This window comes from Kribbella sp. NPDC026596, assembly GCF_040638415.1.
Lineage (GTDB): Bacteria > Actinomycetota > Actinomycetes > Propionibacteriales > Kribbellaceae > Kribbella.
Genome location: NZ_JBEZYF010000001.1, coordinates 147,590 through 161,270, shown reverse-complemented (window position 1 = coordinate 161,270; position 13,681 = coordinate 147,590). Strand labels below are relative to the sequence as shown.

At 68.5% G+C, this 13,681-nt stretch carries 19 protein-coding genes; 12 read left to right on the top strand and 7 right to left on the bottom strand.

Features of this window, described 5'->3' with window-relative positions; all coding sequences use genetic code 11:
• Nucleotides 1-4 precede the first annotated feature (4 nt).
• Complete coding sequence (locus AB0E63_RS00825; protein WP_360359224.1) at nucleotides 5-1,252, top strand: ROK family transcriptional regulator; 1,248 nt, start codon at nucleotides 5-7, stop codon at nucleotides 1,250-1,252.
• Here the strand turns inward: AB0E63_RS00825 and AB0E63_RS00820 are convergent.
• Nucleotides 1,249-3,090, bottom strand: a complete 1,842-nt coding sequence (locus tag AB0E63_RS00820; protein ID WP_360359221.1) for an ABC transporter ATP-binding protein — start codon at nucleotides 3,088-3,090, stop codon at nucleotides 1,249-1,251. The genes AB0E63_RS00825 and AB0E63_RS00820 overlap by 4 nt on opposite strands.
• 202 nt (nucleotides 3,091-3,292) lie before the next feature.
• On the opposite strand from AB0E63_RS00820, the gene AB0E63_RS00815 reads away from it, so the two are divergent.
• The gene (locus tag AB0E63_RS00815) at nucleotides 3,293-3,718 is read left to right on the top strand and encodes a MarR family transcriptional regulator (RefSeq protein ID WP_360359218.1); all 426 of its coding nucleotides are present in this window, start codon (nucleotides 3,293-3,295) and stop codon (nucleotides 3,716-3,718) included.
• 98 nt (nucleotides 3,719-3,816) lie between these two features.
• A complete protein-coding gene (locus tag AB0E63_RS00810) occupies nucleotides 3,817-4,662 on the top strand; it encodes a hypothetical protein (protein WP_360359215.1) in 846 nt (281 codons plus the stop codon).
• On the opposite strand, the gene AB0E63_RS00805 is transcribed toward AB0E63_RS00810, so the two are convergent.
• Nucleotides 4,637-4,924: a hypothetical protein gene (locus AB0E63_RS00805; RefSeq protein ID WP_360359213.1), complete on the bottom strand. Its 288-nt coding sequence runs from the start codon at nucleotides 4,922-4,924 to the stop codon at nucleotides 4,637-4,639. The two genes, AB0E63_RS00810 and AB0E63_RS00805, sit on opposite strands and share 26 nt — an antisense overlap.
• A gap of 101 nt (nucleotides 4,925-5,025) precedes the next feature.
• Here AB0E63_RS00805 and AB0E63_RS00800 point away from each other — a divergent pair, with 101 nt between their 5' ends.
• Nucleotides 5,026-5,433 carry a restriction endonuclease gene (locus AB0E63_RS00800; protein ID WP_360359210.1) on the top strand — a complete coding sequence of 136 codons (408 nt, stop codon included), beginning with the start codon at nucleotides 5,026-5,028 and terminating at the stop codon, nucleotides 5,431-5,433.
• 130 nt (nucleotides 5,434-5,563) lie between these two features.
• Nucleotides 5,564-5,986: a hypothetical protein gene (locus AB0E63_RS00795; protein WP_360359207.1), complete on the top strand. Its 423-nt coding sequence runs from the start codon at nucleotides 5,564-5,566 to the stop codon at nucleotides 5,984-5,986.
• Between the two features lie 29 nt (nucleotides 5,987-6,015).
• Here AB0E63_RS00795 and AB0E63_RS00790 read toward each other — a convergent pair whose 3' ends face one another.
• Entirely contained in the window at nucleotides 6,016-6,825 is an 810-nt protein-coding gene (locus AB0E63_RS00790) for an alpha/beta hydrolase-fold protein (RefSeq protein ID WP_360359204.1), read from the bottom strand.
• Nucleotides 6,826-7,007: 182 nt separating this feature from the next.
• Between AB0E63_RS00790 and AB0E63_RS00785 the strand changes: the two genes are divergently transcribed.
• Nucleotides 7,008-7,283: a hypothetical protein gene (locus AB0E63_RS00785; protein ID WP_360359201.1), complete on the top strand. Its 276-nt coding sequence runs from the start codon at nucleotides 7,008-7,010 to the stop codon at nucleotides 7,281-7,283.
• Here the strand turns inward: AB0E63_RS00785 and AB0E63_RS00780 are convergent.
• Nucleotides 7,261-7,761, bottom strand: a complete 501-nt coding sequence (locus AB0E63_RS00780; protein WP_360359199.1) for a response regulator transcription factor — start codon at nucleotides 7,759-7,761, stop codon at nucleotides 7,261-7,263. The genes AB0E63_RS00785 and AB0E63_RS00780 overlap by 23 nt on opposite strands.
• 140 nt (nucleotides 7,762-7,901) lie before the next feature.
• Here AB0E63_RS00780 and AB0E63_RS00775 point away from each other — a divergent pair, with 140 nt between their 5' ends.
• On the top strand, nucleotides 7,902-8,030 hold the full coding sequence (locus AB0E63_RS00775; RefSeq protein ID WP_360359196.1) for a hypothetical protein: 129 nt from the start codon (nucleotides 7,902-7,904) through the stop codon (nucleotides 8,028-8,030).
• Nucleotides 8,031-8,034: 4 nt separating this feature from the next.
• On the opposite strand, the gene AB0E63_RS00770 is transcribed toward AB0E63_RS00775, so the two are convergent.
• Nucleotides 8,035-8,946, bottom strand: coding sequence for a 2-dehydropantoate 2-reductase (locus AB0E63_RS00770; protein WP_360359193.1), 912 nt, complete (start codon nucleotides 8,944-8,946; stop codon nucleotides 8,035-8,037).
• A 56-nt stretch (nucleotides 8,947-9,002) separates the two neighbouring features.
• Here AB0E63_RS00770 and AB0E63_RS00765 point away from each other — a divergent pair, with 56 nt between their 5' ends.
• The 3 genes from AB0E63_RS00765 to AB0E63_RS00755 all read left to right on the top strand — a co-directional run bounded on the left by AB0E63_RS00765 (nucleotide 9,003) and on the right by AB0E63_RS00755 (nucleotide 11,073).
• On the top strand, nucleotides 9,003-9,536 hold the full coding sequence (locus AB0E63_RS00765) for an ABATE domain-containing protein (RefSeq protein WP_360359190.1): 534 nt from the start codon (nucleotides 9,003-9,005) through the stop codon (nucleotides 9,534-9,536).
• A gap of 65 nt (nucleotides 9,537-9,601) precedes the next feature.
• Nucleotides 9,602-10,123 (top strand): maleylpyruvate isomerase N-terminal domain-containing protein, encoded by a 522-nt coding sequence (locus tag AB0E63_RS00760; protein ID WP_360359187.1) that lies wholly within the window; start codon nucleotides 9,602-9,604, stop codon nucleotides 10,121-10,123.
• Nucleotides 10,120-11,073, top strand: a complete 954-nt coding sequence (locus AB0E63_RS00755) for an alpha/beta hydrolase (RefSeq protein ID WP_360359184.1) — start codon at nucleotides 10,120-10,122, stop codon at nucleotides 11,071-11,073. The genes AB0E63_RS00760 and AB0E63_RS00755 overlap by 4 nt, the downstream gene beginning before the upstream one ends.
• Here AB0E63_RS00755 and AB0E63_RS00750 read toward each other — a convergent pair.
• Entirely contained in the window at nucleotides 11,054-11,764 is a 711-nt protein-coding gene (locus AB0E63_RS00750) for a hypothetical protein (RefSeq protein ID WP_360359181.1), read from the bottom strand. The genes AB0E63_RS00755 and AB0E63_RS00750 overlap by 20 nt on opposite strands.
• A gap of 28 nt (nucleotides 11,765-11,792) precedes the next feature.
• Nucleotides 11,793-12,638 (bottom strand): LysR family transcriptional regulator, encoded by an 846-nt coding sequence (locus AB0E63_RS00745; protein ID WP_360359178.1) that lies wholly within the window; start codon nucleotides 12,636-12,638, stop codon nucleotides 11,793-11,795.
• A 75-nt stretch (nucleotides 12,639-12,713) separates the two neighbouring features.
• Here AB0E63_RS00745 and AB0E63_RS00740 point away from each other — a divergent pair, with 75 nt between their 5' ends.
• Nucleotides 12,714-12,863, top strand: a complete 150-nt coding sequence (locus AB0E63_RS00740; RefSeq protein ID WP_360359175.1) for a hypothetical protein — start codon at nucleotides 12,714-12,716, stop codon at nucleotides 12,861-12,863.
• Nucleotides 12,864-12,937: 74 nt separating this feature from the next.
• Nucleotides 12,938-13,648 carry a 2OG-Fe(II) oxygenase gene (locus AB0E63_RS00735; RefSeq protein ID WP_360359172.1) on the top strand — a complete coding sequence of 237 codons (711 nt, stop codon included), beginning with the start codon at nucleotides 12,938-12,940 and terminating at the stop codon, nucleotides 13,646-13,648.
• Nucleotides 13,649-13,681: the final 33 nt, after the last annotated feature.

Genomic DNA, 13,681 nt, shown 5'->3' with positions numbered 1-13,681 from the left:
CAGAGTGCCGCGGCAGACATCCCGTGACCTGCGCAACGAAAGCCGGTTCGAGGTCCTGCACGCACTCTTCACGCTCGGGCCGTCGACCCGGCAGGAGATCGCCAAGCACACCGGCCTGAGTACGGCGACCGTCGCCACGCTCGTGACCCAGTTCCTGGCCGAGGGCGTGCTGCGGATCGCGACCGTCGAGCAGAACACCGTCGGCCGCCCGTACGAGCGACTCACCATCGACCCCGACCGCGGCCGCATCCTCGGCATCGACGTGGCCGAGACCTACGTCGACGCGACCGTGTACGACGTCACCCTCGGCCCGCTCGGCCAGAGCGAGGTCGCGCTCGACGAGCACCAGAACGGCCAGGCGTACGTCGTGGACGGCATCGTCGCCGCGATCGACGCGGCGGTCGCGGCCAGCGGCACCGACCGCAAGCGGATCATCGGCGCCGGCGTCAGCATGCCCGGCCAGGTGCGCCCGGACGCCGGCGTCTCGGTGTTCGCGCCGAACTGGGACTGGCACGACGTCAAGATCGAGGCCCTGCTCGAGGAACGCCTCGGCATGCCGGTGTACGTCGACAACCCGCTGAAGGCGGTCGCGTTGTCGGAGATGTGGTTCGGCGTCGGCCGGGTGACGAAGAGCATGGCCGTGGTCAACCTCGGCACCGGGGTAGGCGCCGGGATCGCGATCGACGGGTCGCTGCTGCGCGGTGCGGCCAACAACGCGGGCGAGTGGGGGCACACGCTGCTCCAGCTCGACGGGCGGCCGTGCCGGTGTGGGCGGCTCGGCTGCGTCGAGGCCTACCTCGGTGTGCACGGCCTGCAGACCACGCTGGCCGAGATCGACCCGGATCACCCTGCGCTCCAGCAGGCCCAGCAGAGCGGGTTCGTCGAGGCGGTCGCGGCCGGTCTGGCCGGCGACGACCCGGCCCTGGTAGAGCTTGCCCGCCGTACGTCGCACTATCTCGCGGCGGGGCTCGGTGATCTGGTGAACCTGCTCAACATCCCGCACATCACGCTGACCGGCTGGACCACGGTCGCGCTGGGCGAGTGGCTGATCCCCGCCGTCACCGCCGAGCTCCCCGACCACGTCCTGCCAGGCTCACTCCCGGGCCTGACTGTCGAGGCCTCGCGGGTCGCGGGCAACCCCGTGGCCCTCGGCATGGCGGCGTTCACCTTGGAGCAGTTCCTCGGCGCCCTCGGCCTGGCCAGCCCGGCGAGCGCCCCCAGCACCCGCCGCCGCCTCCGCTCGCCGGCTTAGGCGGCTTTCTCGAACTGGGTTGCGTAGAGGTCGGCGTACAGGCCGCCGTTGGCGAGGAGTTCGTCGTGGGTGCCGCGTTCGCGGATGCGGCCGTCGTCGAGGACGAGGATGACGTCGGCGTTGCGGACCGTGGAGAGACGGTGCGCGATCACCAGCGACGTACGGCCGACGAGCGCGTTGGCCAGGGCGGCCTGAACCGCGGCCTCGGACTCGGAGTCCAGGTGCGCGGTCGCCTCGTCGAGGATGACGAGCGACGGGGACTTGAGCAGTAGCCGCGCGATCGCGAGCCGCTGGCGCTCACCACCGGACAACCGGTATCCGCGATCACCAACGACGGTCTCGAGACCGTCAGGCAGACTGTCGACCAGAGTGGAGATCTGCGCGGCTTTGAGTGCCTCGTGCAGCTCCGCGTCGGTCGCCTCCGGGCGGGCGAGCAGCAGGTTGGCGCGGATCGTGTCGTGGTACATGTGCGAGTCCTGCGTGACCACGCCGATCACCGCGCGCAGTGAGCGCTGAGTGACCTCGCGGACGTCGTGGCCCCCGACGAGTACAGCACCACCGGTCACGTCGTACATCCGCGAGACCAGCGACGAGAGTGTCGTCTTGCCGGCGCCGGACGGGCCGACGACGGCGACCATCTGCCCGGGCTCGACGGTGAAGCTGACGTCCTTGAGGACCTCCTCGCCGGTCTCGGCCGACAGGGTCGCGACCGACTCGAGCGAGGCGAGCGACACGTCCTTGGCGGACGGGTAGTGGAAGGACACGTGGTCGAACTCGATCGACGGCTCGGCGTTGGCCGGCAGTTCCGTCGCGTCCTTGCGGTCGGCAACCATCGGCGGGAGGTCGAGTACCTCGAGCACACGCTCGAAGCTGACCAGCGTCGTCATCACGTCGACCTGGATGTTGGACAATGCGGTGAGTGGGCCGTACAGACGGTTCAGGTACGCCGTCAGGGCGACGACCGTACCGATCCCGAGGGTTCCCGCGACCGCGAACACGCCGCCGACGCCGTACACCAGAGCGACCGCCAAGGCGGCGACGAGGGTGAGCGAGACGCGGAAGATGCTCGCGTACATCGCGGTGGTGACGCCGATGTCGCGGACCCGGGCGGCCTTGCCGGCGAAGTCCCGGGACGAGTCCTCGGTCCGGCCGAACACCTTGGCCAGGACGGCTCCGGCGACGTTGAACCGCTCGGTCATCGTCTGCGCCATCGTCGCGTTCAGCTTGTAGGTCTCTGCGGTTGCCTCGCGCAACTTCCCGGCGAGCAACCGGGCGGGGATGACGAAGAGTGGCAGCACGACCAGCGCGAGCAGGGTGATCTGCCAGGACATCACGAACATCGCGGCGAGTACGAGGGCGACGCTGAGCAGGTTGCTGACGACATTGGACAGGGTCGAGGTGAACGCCTGCTGGGCGCCGAGGACGTCGCCGTTCAGGCGCTGGATCAGCGCGCCGGTCTGAGTCCGGCTGAAGAACGCGACCGGCATCTGCTGCACATGGTCGAACACGGCGGTGCGCAGGTCGTAGACGAGCCCTTCACCGATCCGCGCCGAGAACCAGCGCTCACCCAAGGTGATCGCGCTGTTGGCGATCGCAAGCAGTCCGACGACGAGGGCCAGCCACACCACGACCTGGGCATGACCCGGGACGATCCCGCGGTCGATGATCGCGCGGAAGAGCAAGGGAGTGACGGCGCCGGTGCCGGCGTCGAATGCAACAAGAACAAGAAAGACAGCCAGATAGCCGCGGTACGGCCTGGCAAACCCGGCGATGCGGCGCAAAGTGCCCGCGGAGAGCTTGTGGTGCCGAACAGAAGAATCCTTCAGCAACGACCGCATCGCACGCCCGCCGCCACCTCCCCCACCCGGCATTCCAGAAATCTGCGACATACAGCCCCTTCCGATCAGAAACCAAACATACTGAGGTTACCTCACTATGAGCTAACCTCACAAGATGCCTGTCTTCTTCCCGCTCACGGACGTCTGTCGCCGCGGCCGCCACGTGCCGCCCCTCCGGCTGACCTGCAACTAGGCTCTGCGCATGCACGCTCCGGATGATGCCGCGGAACAGATTGCGGCTTTACTCGACGGGATTGTCCGCCGCCAGCGGCGCGCGTCCAGGGAGGGCTTGGGCGACACCGTCACCCACGGTCAGTTCCGCGTGCTCCGTACTCTCGACCGCGCCGAGCGGCCGCTGCGCCTGAGCGAACTGGCCGCCCAGTTGGGCATCGTCCCCCGCTCAGCCACCTCGGTCGTCGACGACCTCGAGTCCGCCGGCCTGCTCGCCCGCCAGCCCGACCCCAACGACCGCCGCGCCACCCTCGTCGCCCTCACCCCCGCCGGCACCCAGATCCTCACCACCCTCCGCCAAAACCGCCGCGAAGCCATGGCCACCGAACTAACCCGCCTGACCCCCACCGAACAATCAACCCTCATCCACCTCCTCCAACGCCTCGCGGACGACTGATCTGGACCGGACGCGCCGCACCCCGCGCGACGCCATCCCCCACCACTTAGAGTCAAAGCTGGGGTTGGTTTCAGTGACCTCCTGTCGATGGGGGCAGTATGGGACGTCGTCGGGGTTTCTTCGCCGAGCTGGAGCATCAGCGGAATCTGCGAGTGCAGCAGGCCGCGCGGGAGCAGCGTGAGCGCGACCGCCTCATCGCTCAGACGAAACGCGAGCGGGAGCGCCTGGCGAGGGCCGCGGCACAGGCCGACAAACAAGCTGCGAAGGAAGCCGCCGCCGAGTACTTGCAGGTGCGGCAGGCCGAGGTCGTTGCGCTGAACCACGCGCTGACCGAACGCATTGCCGAACTCGACGACCTGCTCGTCGGAAGCTTGCGAAGGTCTGCCAGGATCCCGTTCGCCGCACTGCGCAGGCAGCCTGAGATCCCCCGATTCACCCCAGGTCAGGACGGGACTCCGACTCCGCCGCCGTCTTGGCAGGAGTTCGCTCCACCACCGGCGAGCGCCGTACAGCGCATGTTCAAGAAGCAGTCGGTGGAGCGGACGATCCTGCAGCGGCAGGCAGAGTTCGCGAACGCCCAGGCTCAGCACCAGGCCGCCGAGACAAACAGGCTGCAGCGGCTCGCCGAGGCCCAGCGGGCGTACCGGGCCGGGGTCGAGGCAGAGAGACAGCGTACGGACGAAGCCAATGCCAAGGTGGATGCGTTCGAGCAGGCCTATCGGCAAGGTCGCCCCGAAGCGGTCAACGACTATGTCGAGTTGACGCTCGAATCCCGGCCGCTGCCGGTCGGATTCCCCACTGATGTCGAAGTCGCGTACCAACCGGAGATCCGCCGACTGCTTGTTGTCATGGAGCTCCCGACCGTCGAGGTCATACCACCGGAGACTGAATTCAGGTACGTGCGGGCCAAGGACGAAATCACACCGAAGGCGCGTCCCGCGTGAGATCAACCAGCGCTACAGCAACCTCGTCGCGCAACTGGTACTGCGCACGATGCGGGACGTGTTCGAGATCGCCGGCGAGAAACTGGTGACCGAGGTGGCCGTCAACGCCCATGTCTCGACCCGCAACAGAGCCACCGGCAAACCCGAGCAGCCATGCCTGGTCAGTCTCATCACCACCCGCGAACAGTTCGGCGATCTCGTCCTGACCGACCTCGACCCCAGCGAGTGCCTGCGCCACCTCAACGCCCTGGTGTCGAAGCATCCGTGGGACCTCGAGGCGGTCCGCCCGGTCTTCGACCCGGACCTCTCCCGGTACAAGATCGTGGACGCGCAGGATGCGGTGGCGGGGTTGGACAGCCGGTCTTGGTCGACCTCGACCCGATCGAGTTCGAGCGACTGGTCCGGCAACTGTTCGAGGCCATGGGACTCAAAGCGTGGTCAACTCAAGCCTCGCGTGACGACGGCGTGGACGGTGTCGCTGTCAACGAGGACCCCATCATGGGCGGTGTGTGCGTCATCCAGGCCAAGCGCTATCGAAACGTCGTCTCGACCGAGGCCGTCCGCGCACTCGCGGGCGTCATGGGACAGATGAAGGCGAGCCGAGGCGTCCTCGTCACCACCTCATGGTTCGGCAAGGCCTCGCACGACTTCGCTGCCGAGCACGGGCGGATCCAGCTGATCGAGGGCACCAACCTCAAGCACATGCTACTCGAGTTTCTCGGTCTCGACGTGGTGATCGGCGAACTGAAACGGGCCCCACGACGCTTGTGAACACTACTGTTCTGGGATGACGAGCTATCCGGCCCAGGCACCACGGCCCGCACATAAGAACTCACGACCCGTTCTGACGATCATCGGAGCTGGGATTGTCGTGGTGGGGCTGGTGGTTAGTGGGTTCTTCATGGTGCAACTTCTGGGGAACATTCCGGGGTCGCCGGCGCGGGTGGATGGGCGGCCGGTGGGGTTGGAGCGGGTGGGGCTGACGATCTTTTCGACGGATCGGGATGCGGTGCAGAGTTGTACGGCGAAGGATGCGAGCGGCAACGAGATTGCGTTGGAGGTGCCGTCGCGGCACGAGCAGTGGGACGACGCGGGCGACCTGTACTACGTGGTGGCTCACTCGGTGGAGCGGGTGCCGGCACAGACGGTGCAGGTGGTGTGTACCGATCAGAACACGAGCTACTTCGTTGGGCAGCGGCAGTCCGCGGACATGTTTGTGGGGCCACTCGTGCGGACTCTCGGGTCCTTCTTCGGGCCGGCCGCGATCGGCGTCGTACTGATCGTGATCGACCAGGTCAGGCGCCGGCGCCGCGCTGTCCGGTGAGCGCGGCGCCGGCCGGAAAGTGCTGCGGGTCAGGCTTTGCGGAGGTGGGCGATGATGCCGTCGATGTCTTCGATCATTCGGTTGGGGCGGATCATGTGGCCGCCTTCGTCTTCGTAGGCGGTGAAGGGGATGTTGGCGGCGTCCAGGGCGGCGCGGAACTCGCGGTGGCCGGCGAGGACCTGGGTTTCATTGGCGTAGTCGAAGGGGTCGGGGCTGGGGCTGGTGCCGGCGACGAGGAAGATCCGCTTGCCGCGGTAGCGCTCGAGGTTCTCCATCGGGTTGTCGGCGGTCACGCGCGCCTCGTCCCACGGAACGCCGTAGATCATGCCGCCGGCCAGGTCGACCGCCGCGGACGACACGTTCGCCCAGTTCACGACCAGCCCGGCATCCCGCCGTACGCTCGCCGGCCCCGAGTGCGAGCTGACCGAGGCGAAGTGGCCGAAGTACTTGGCCGTGTACTTGAGCGCGCCGAAGCCGCCCATCGAGAAGCCGGAAACGGCGCGGCCGGCGAGCTCGGCGTACGTACGGAAGTTGGCGTCGATCCACGGCACGAGCTGGTTGAGGTGGAAGTTCTCCCAGTTCCGCGGGCCGGAGTTCGAGCTGACCGGGTTGGAGTACCAGCCGGCCTTGCCGCCGTCGGGCATCACCACGATGAGCGGCTTGCCCGCGGTCCAGTCCCGGACGCGCATGCTGTCGAACGTGATGAAGTCCTGGTTGCCGCCGTGCAGCAGGTAGAGGACCGGGTAGGTGCGGCCGCTGGTGTGGTAGTCGCCGGGCAGCAGCACGTTGACGGCCGGTGCCCAGCCGATCTGGTCGGTCTGGAACCGGTAGTACCACATCCGCGGATCGTTCTCGTTGTGCTCGGTGATGTGCAGGCCGAAGCCGTCGTCGGCCGCGGGGCCTGTTCCCCCGCGGTGCCGCCGGAGTACGACTCCAGCGCGAGGCGATCGAGGCGCTCGGCCGACGCGGGTACAGCGCGGCCAGCGCGGCCAGCGCGGCCAGCGCGGCCAGCGCGGTGATCATGTCCGGTACGGTCGCCTCCCTCGCGATCAACCTGACCGCCGCCGAGGAACGCCATCGCCCGTACTTCGAGGGTCCGCACCGCCGCGAACTGGAGAAGGTCTACGCACTCCTCGCAACCGACGACCTGCTCGCCGCCGCCCACGCCGAACTGCCGCAGATCAGCAGCGCCGCCTACTTCCGGATGGTGATGACCGGCTGCATCCGCGGACTCGTCGCCGCGGCCCCGCCCGGCCGCCCGGTCACCGACATCCTCACCGACCTCGGTCTGGAGTAGCCGACGCACCCAAACAAGCCAGTACGGCGAGCACCCGGCGGTGACCGTCCTCGGTCTCGGGCAACGACAGCTTGGTGAACAGGTGCCGCACGTGGGCCTCGACGGTCCGCTCACTAAGGAAGAGCCGCTTGGCGATCCCGCTGTTCGTCAGGCCTTCCGCCATCAGCTCGAGCACGTCCCGCTCGCGATCCGTCAACGCTGCCAACGGATCACCGGCTCCGCGCCGTGCGACCAGACCGGCCACGACCTGCGGATCCAGTGCCGACCCACCGTGCGCGACCCGCTCGGCCGCGGCGAGGAACTCGGCCACGTCGAGCACCCGATCCTTCAGCAGATAGCCGAAGCCACCAAGGGAAACGAGCTCGACCACGTGCTGAGCCTCGATGTGCTGCGACAACAGCAGTACGCCGATCTCCGGGTGAGCAGCCTTCACCTCACGTGCCGCCCGGGCACCCTCGTCGACGAACCTCGGCGGCATCCGAACCGCTTCAACCGCGCCCGGTACGACGCTCTGCACCGGATGGCCGGTTTCCTCGAGGACGTCCGCGCGGGCCGCCGGCCGCCCGCTACGCCCCGCTGGGGGCCGGCATCTGGTCCCTCGTGATGATCGGCCTGAGCATGACCAGCGCTCTGCCGATCGGCGTCGCCATCTACGGCGTCACCTTGTTCGTTCTGTTCGCCGCCGTCTACCCGCAGGACAAGGCGACCTCGACAGAAGCCCGTCTCCGCGCCCGCGTCGACCACTGACGGATCAGCTGGCGGCCGCTCGGGCGGCCGCCAGTTCATACAGGAACGTGTTCACCGGGGTGGGGACGCCGGCTTCGGCACCGAGGCGGACCACCGCACCGGTCCAGGAGTCCAGCTCGGAGGGGCGGCCGGCGATCAGGTCCCGTTGGAGCGACGTGGTGCCGTCGGCCGGGAGCTGGTCGATCCAGGCAAGGGTCCGCGGTACGACGTCCTCGGCAAGAGCGATCCCTCGCGCGAGGGCCACGTCGCGGATCTCGGTGGTGGCCTCGGTGAGGAGCCGGCGCGTACCGGGCCTCGACCGGAGTACGCCGTACCCGACGCCGCTCGCTGCACCGAGGCCGCCACTCGGGACGACCGACAGGAACTTGGTCCACAGTGCCGCCCAGATGTCATCCGGGACGGCCGCTTGCAGTCCGGCATCGACGAAAGCCTCACGCAGTTGGTCGGTGCGGGACGACTGCTGGTTGTCCCACTCGCCGAAGCTCAGCTTGCCGTTGCCGAGATGGCGGATGATCCCCGGCCCGTCGACGTACGCGATCACCTCCGCCGCTCCGGGCAGAACCGCCGCCCGGCCGTAGACCTCCGCCACCTGGCCCGGCGCCTCGACGCCGTTCTGCACGGTGACGATCGCCGTACTCGCGCCGACCAGCGGAGCCATCGTGGTGATCACCTCGGGCAGCTGCCACGTCTTCACACTGACGAGCACGTAGTCGACGGCACCGAGCTCGGCCGGGTCCGCGGTCGCCCGCACCGGGAGCTTCAGGTCGCCGCCCGGGCTCCGCACCACCAGTCCCTGGGACTGCAGCGCCTCCAGGTGCTTGCCGCGCGCAACAAATCTGACGTCCTGCCCGGCCGCGGCCAAACGGGCACCGAAGTATCCGCCCACGCCACCCGCCCCGATGATCGCGATCTCCACAGCCCCACTCCTCGGTTACCGGTTTGTCTGGTAACAGCGATGATAGACTACCGATCATGACGACGCGCTTCACCTGGGTCGGCGGTCGTTCGTCGGTCGACTTCACCGCGACGCTCGGCAAGCGGCTGCAGACCCCGATCGAGCGGATCCCGGCCGCGGCCGACCTGAGCCGCTGGTTCCGCGACGCCGGCCTGACCGACCAGTCCGTGCCGGTCTCAGGACGCACGTTCACCCAGGCCCTGGTTCTCCGGGAGGCGCTCTACCGCCTCCTCGCGGGTACGCCGCTCGCCGAAGACGTCGACGTGGTCAACCGGTGGAGCGCCCGGCCGCTCCCCGGTCCCCGCCTGACCCGCGACCTTCGCGCCGAGCCCATCACAACCGACGCCGCCAACCTCCTCAGTGTGCTGGCGCGCGATGCGATCGACCTCCTCACCGGGCCGCTCGCGGACCGGATCCGGACCTGCGCCGCCGACGACTGTTCCCTGCTCTTCGTCGATGAGAGCCGGGCCGGCCGACGTCGCTGGTGCTCGATGAACCTGTGCGGCGCACGCGCCAAGATGGCGCAGTACCGCGCGAGCCGGGTGGATTGAAGACTTTCTTCAATCCACGGCGGCTGTACCGCGGGAGCTGGTTGATTCGGGACATGCGTACACCGATGACTTCTCCAGTCGAGGCGGCTCGGTTGATCCGGACCGACCAGGACCTGCTGTTGAGCTGTGTCGACGGACGGACCGAGGCTGAGCTGCGAGCGCCGTACCGGGTGACGGCCGGACCACTCGGCGACTTCTGCGATTCCTTGCATGACCTGATCGCGCACATCCTGATGTGGGACGAGATCACTCTTGCCGTACTCCGCGACGCCAAGGCAGGTCGTCTGCACTGGAGTCTCGACCCGCGCTGGGAGACCGCCGAGATCGGCCGCGCTCTCAACGTCGGCGGGGTCGAGGCCGGTCGCCACCTCCCGTCGCCCCTGCTCCGGCACCGGTTCGACAGCGTCGGCGCGGCCCTGCTCGCCGAGATCGAGCAGTACGACGAGAAGTCGTGGGCGGACCCGTCGACGGGCGGCGGGTTCGACGGCGGCATCGGCGCACTGGCCGAGTACGCCTCGACTCCACCGGACGGCGTCGTCTTCGGTCACGCGGCCCGCCACCTGCAGCCCGCGCCGGTGTCCGCATGACGCCCGAGATTGTCGACAGCCCGGAGTTCGGGGCCGAGACCGACGCGCTCCTGAAGTACTTCGCGAACCAACCCGAGGGGCCGGACCTCGATCCCTACCAGGCCCTCTTGCTGGACCGCGAGGAGCTCCCCGATCCCGAGCTGGCCGGCGAGCGTGACCCCCGCACGAGCTCCGACGATCTCACCATCGACCTGCCGGGCCGCACCCTGCACGCTCGGGTCTACCGGATCAACCACGAGCCTCGACCGATCGTCCTGTGGTTGCACGGCGGCGGCTTCATCGGTGGCGACCTCCGCGACATCGAGTACGCGACTTCCGGGATCGCTGCCGCGGGCAACGTCATCGTTGTCTCACTCAACTACCGCGTCGCGCCCGAAAACCCTTATCCAGCAGGGCTTCACGACGTGCGGGACACCCTGGACTGGCTTCGCGAGCACACTCTCGAGCTCGGCGGCGGCGGCCGGATCGCGGTCGGCGGGCAGAGTGCGGGTGCCGCACTCGCCGCCGGTGCCTGCCTGCTCGCGCGGGACGCGGGTACGGCGCTCCCCGATCGCCAGATCCTCTGCTACCCGAGCCTCGACCTCGACCAGGACACCGAGTCGTACCGGCTGTTCGACGGCACCTTCCTCAGCATCGCCCCCGGTCGGTGGTCCGACGCGCAGTACTTCCCCCAGGGCGAGCTGCCCGCTGCCGCCGTGCCACTCAGGGCCGAAACCTTCGATGGTCTCCCGCCCGCGCTGGTCCTCGCGGCCGGACGTGATCCACTGCGCGACGACGCTCGTACCTATGCCGGCCGGCTCGCGCGGGACGGCGTACCGGCGCGATTGGTCGAGTACGCCGACACAATGCACGCGTTCCTCAACTTCCCCGCCGTACTGTCCGCCGGCCGGCACGCGGTCGAGCTGATCGGCGCGGACCTGCGCACAGTGTTCAGTTGGTGTGGGGGATAAAGAACTTGCCCGGATCGCCGGCGGCCCGCGCGCCGGACTCGAGCCATGCCGCGAACGCCGCGGGCCGGCGCCGCTCGAGTTCGTCCAGGTACGCGCGGCGGACGTCCGCCATCACAATCCGACGCTCGCCTCCGGCCGCCACCTGCAGTTGCCGGAAGCTGCGCCGCCAGGCCAGACAGAGCTCCGCGTCGGTCAGTTCAGCGAGAGTCTGCCGTACGGCGAACAGATATGGACGAACCGGGAAGTCGATGAGCGGTGGCTGCGGCGGGTCGGGACGCGTCCGGGTGGTCCGTGCCGTGACCGATCGCCTGCCACCGGCAGGTTTCGTTGATTCGGCCGGCCGGGCGGACCGCACGCGAGCGACGACCGGCGGGGAGGAGGCGATGATCAGCCCGAGCAGGATGAGCGTGTTCAGTCCCGCGGCTGCGGCGTACCCGCTGATCGCCAGCGCCGTCAGGCCACCGAGGCCGGCCCAGCGAGGCACGATGTGGATCAGCTCGGCCGTCGGCCGCTCGTCCGACAATCCCACGCTGAGGCAGATCGCTCCGGCCACGAACGCCGAAGACAGGAAGGCGATCAGATTCGTCGTCAGGCTGAGGAACAGCGGCGCGGCGGCCACCCCGAGGACAGCCAGCAGCCCTACGACAATTTTCCAGATTTGGTTGTACCGCAGCTCCAGGCGCTCCCGCATGCGCTACTAGTGCCCATCGGGCCCCCGCTCAACACAGCGCCTCGATGAGGGCCGCCGTGGCCGGCGGGTCCGGAGGTTCGCCGTACGTGGCGAGGTAGATCCGGCGGACGATGGGCAACTCGGTGGTCTGCACGCCCTCGAGGTGATGGGATCGCAGGGCCAGGCCGGGCATGGTCGTGACTCCGAGACCGGCCGCGACCAGAGCCTGCTTCACGATGATGTCGTCGCTGGTGTACGCGATATTCGGCGTGAATCCGGCGTTTTCGCAGTGCTGGAGCAGCTCCTGCCGACAGTTCACGCACCCCGCGATCCACGCCGAGTCGCGATGCTCGGTGAGGGTCTCCCCGGTACGGCGGCTCAACAGGTGCACCGGGTCGTCGAGCAGGTGCGTGTACCGAAGGCCGTCGGCCGGGAGGTCGTCGTCGTACCGGAACAGGATCGCCAGGTCGATCTCGCCCGCGCGCAGGGCCCGCGTCGCGACGTTCGGGTGGACATCGGACAGCTCGAGCTCGAGGTTCGGATGTTCCCGGCGCAGCTCGGCGGCGGCCGGTGGCACCAGGACGCTCAACGCCGAGCTGAACGCCCCGACCCGGACCCGGCCGGACCGCAGACCGACTAGCTCCGCGAGCTCGGCGTCGGCCGCGTCGACCCGGCCGATGATCTCGACCGCCCGGCGCGCGAGCACCTCACCTTCGGGCGTGAGCCGGATGCCACGCCCGACGCGCTGGACCAGCTTCGCGCCGGTCGCCGCCTCCAGGCGGGCGAGGTGATGACTGACGGTGGGCTGGGTGTACTGCAGCGCGTCGGCCGCCGCGGTCACCGAACCGTGCGCGGCAACCGCAGCCAGCACCCGCAGCCGAACAAGATCAAGCATGCATCGATGCTATCTATACTTCCTCCCTCAGATTGGCATTAGACGCATACGTCTGATCCGGGCAACGTGTGAGTCATGACCGGCACAGTGATCTGGCACATGACCATGTCCCTCGACGGCTTCATCGGCGACCGGGACGACCAACTGGACTGGAGTTTCGGTTCGACCGAGCCATCCGAACTAGTGTCCCGGGCAACTCTCGGAGTTTGGTGCGTGAAAGTCTAGTGAGTTACTCGACTTTAACTCCGGTGTCTCGCGTGCTGGACTCACACGTCGGCGGGCTGATCCGTTCCCTCTGTATGGACAGATACGCGCAGCGAGTGGCCAAAGCCGACTGGGACGCCGTGACCGCCGAGGTGAACGACCTCGGGTGCGCGCTGCTGCCCCGCCTGCTCACGCCGGCGGAGGCTGCGCGGATCATGGCCCTGTACGACGAGGTCGAGCACTTCCGCGCCACGATCGACATGGCCCGGCATCGGTTCGGCGAAGGTCAGTACCGGTACTTCGACCGGCCGTTCCCCGAGGCCGTCGAGGCGTTACGGCAGGCGCTCTATCCGCGATTGTTGCCGATAGCCCGTGATTGGTACTTGAAGCTCGGCCGTGAGGCGGAGTGGCCGGACACGCTCGACGAGTGGCTCGAGATCTGCCACCGCGCCGGACAGCCCCGCCCGACCCCGATCCTCCTGCGCTACGGCGCGGGCGACTGGAACGCCCTGCACCGAGACCTGTACGGCGACAAGGTCTTCCCCCTGCAGGTCGTCATCAACCTCAACGACCCCGGCGTCGACCACACCGGCGGCGAGTTCCTCCTCGTCGAGCAACGCCCCCGAGCCCAGTCCCGCGGCACCGCAACCCTCATCCCCCAAGGCCACGGCCTCGTCTTCACCACCCGAGACCGCCCCGTCCCCTCCACCCGAGGCTGGTCAGCCTCTCCCGTCCGCCACGGCGTCTCCCCCATCCACACCGGCCAACGCCACACCCTGGGCCTCGTCTTCCACGACGCCAAGTAGAAGAACACGCCCTCAGGCCGCGACTCCACGGCA